Source organism: Mesorhizobium sp. M7A.F.Ca.CA.004.04.2.1, assembly GCF_004022825.1.
Taxonomy (GTDB): domain Bacteria; phylum Pseudomonadota; class Alphaproteobacteria; order Rhizobiales; family Rhizobiaceae; genus Mesorhizobium.
In genome coordinates this window covers 1-2,030 of record NZ_RZPH01001042.1, presented here as the reverse complement: position 1 = coordinate 2,030, position 2,030 = coordinate 1, and the positions used below count along the sequence as shown (strand labels likewise).

Sequence of the window (2,030 nt, the reverse complement as noted above, 5' to 3'; positions counted from 1 at the left end):
CGCTCAGATGTTGCGCAAGATCGCGCTCGGACGGAAGCTTGCCGCCGCCCTGCTGCAACTGGCGGACCGCGGCGATGATGTCGTCGAGATCCGATGGTCCGACCTGCGGCTCGAATGCGCTCAAAACCAAATCTCCTGTCCGATCGGCAGACCGCCGACTCAACGTCCCGACATCATATTGTGACACGAAAACCTGTTCGACGGCACTCAACCAATTCAACCAATCTACAACTGTACGCAATGGTTGACAACACTAGTTGCGCGATGGTTGACTGCCCATGTCGACGGTTGCCATCGCGGCGGACCGTCTTTCTCCCGAGGATCACGCATGCCGGCTGGCGAAACCTTTGACTACGTCATTGTCGGTGCGGGATCGGCCGGCTGCGTGCTGGCGAACCGGCTGAGCGAGGACCCTGCCGTATCGGTGCTTCTGCTGGAGGCGGGGGATTGGGACCGCGATCCGATGATCCACATCCCGCTCGGCTGGGGCAAGATACTGACCGAGCGCCGCCACGACTGGATGTATTTCTGCGAGCCCGAGGCCAATGTCGGCGGGCGCAAGGTCGAATGCGCGCGCGGCAAGGTCATCGGCGGCTCTTCCTCCACCAACGCCATGGCTTATGTGCGCGGCAATCGCGGCGACTACGATCGCTGGGCGGCAAGCGGCCTGACGGATTGGTCGTTCGACAAGGTGCTGCCCTACTTCAAGAAGCAGGAGCGCTGGGAAGCGGGGGAAAGCCGGTACCGTGGTGGCAGCGGGCCGCTGAACACCCAGTTCTGCCGGTACAAGGACGAACTGATCGATGCCTTCGCCACAGCCAGCCGTGATGCCGGATACCCGCAGACCGACGACTATAACGGCGCCATACAGGAAGGCTTCGGCCGGCTGCAGATGACGATCGCCAACGGCCGCCGCTGCTCGACCGCGACCGCCTATCTGCGGCCGGCCATGCGCCGCGGCAATGTCAAGGTGCTGACCGGCGCGATGGCGACGAAGATCCTGCTCAGGGATGGGCGCGCGGCGGGCATTGCCTACACCAGAGGCGGGGCGAGCCATGAAGTTCTGGCGCGGCGCGAAGTCCTGCTTGCCGGCGGCGTCATCAACACGCCGCAGCTGATGATGCTGTCAGGCATAGGCGACGGCGGTGAGCTCGCGGCGCATGGCATCGAGACGAAGGTCGATCGTGCGCAGGTCGGAAAGAATTTGCAGGACCATGTTTCGGTCATCCTGATGTATCGGCGCAAACAGCCGGGACCGTTTCTCAAGATGATGCGGGCCGATCGTATCGGGCTGGATTTCGTCAAGACCTATCTCACCGGAAAGGGCTTTTCGGGAGATGTGCCTGGCGGCGTCGTGGCATTCCTGAAGAGCGACGCAAGCCGGCCGCTGCCGGACGTGCAGCTGCTTTTCACCGCTGCACCGCTGGGGGCATGGCCTTACATGTCGCCGTTCAAGGCGCCGTTCGCCGACGGCTTTGCGACCCGTATCGTTGCGGTGCAGCCGGAGAGCCGCGGCAGCGTCAAGCTGGCGTCGAGCGATCCGGTCGCTGCGCCGCTGATCCACCAGAACTTCCTGTCCTCGCAGAGCGACTGGCAATCGCTTCGCGCCGGCTTTCGCGTTGCGCGCAACCTTGCCAGCCAGCCGTCCATGGCTCCGTTCGTTGGCGCGGAGTTCTTTCCCGGCCCGAAATGCGAGAGCGACGAAGAGATCGACGAGCATATCCGCAAGACCTCGATCACCGTGCATCATCCGGCCGGCACGTGCCGCATGGGCGTCGATGCGGCATCGGTGGTCGATCCGGAATTGCGGGTGCGCGGCATCGCCGGACTTCGTGTCGTGGACGCCTCGGTCATGCCCGACCTCGTCTGTGGTAACATCAATGCGGCGGTCATCATGATCGCCGAAAAGGCCGCGGATCTGATCCGCAGCCGCGCTCAACAGAGCGTGGCGGCCTGATAGAGGCGGCCGGAATACAACCAAAGTCTTTTGGTTGAGACTGAAAAACTGCGTTGGTTGGACTGTCATGCGC

Annotated in this window: 1 protein-coding gene; it reads left to right on the top strand. The window is 63.2% G+C overall.

Features of this window, described 5'->3' with window-relative positions; translation table 11 throughout:
- The first annotated feature begins 328 nt into the window (after positions 1-328).
- Complete coding sequence (locus EN893_RS30975) at positions 329-1,957, top strand: choline dehydrogenase (protein WP_127267699.1); 1,629 nt, start codon at positions 329-331, stop codon at positions 1,955-1,957.
- Positions 1,958-2,030: the final 73 nt, after the last annotated feature.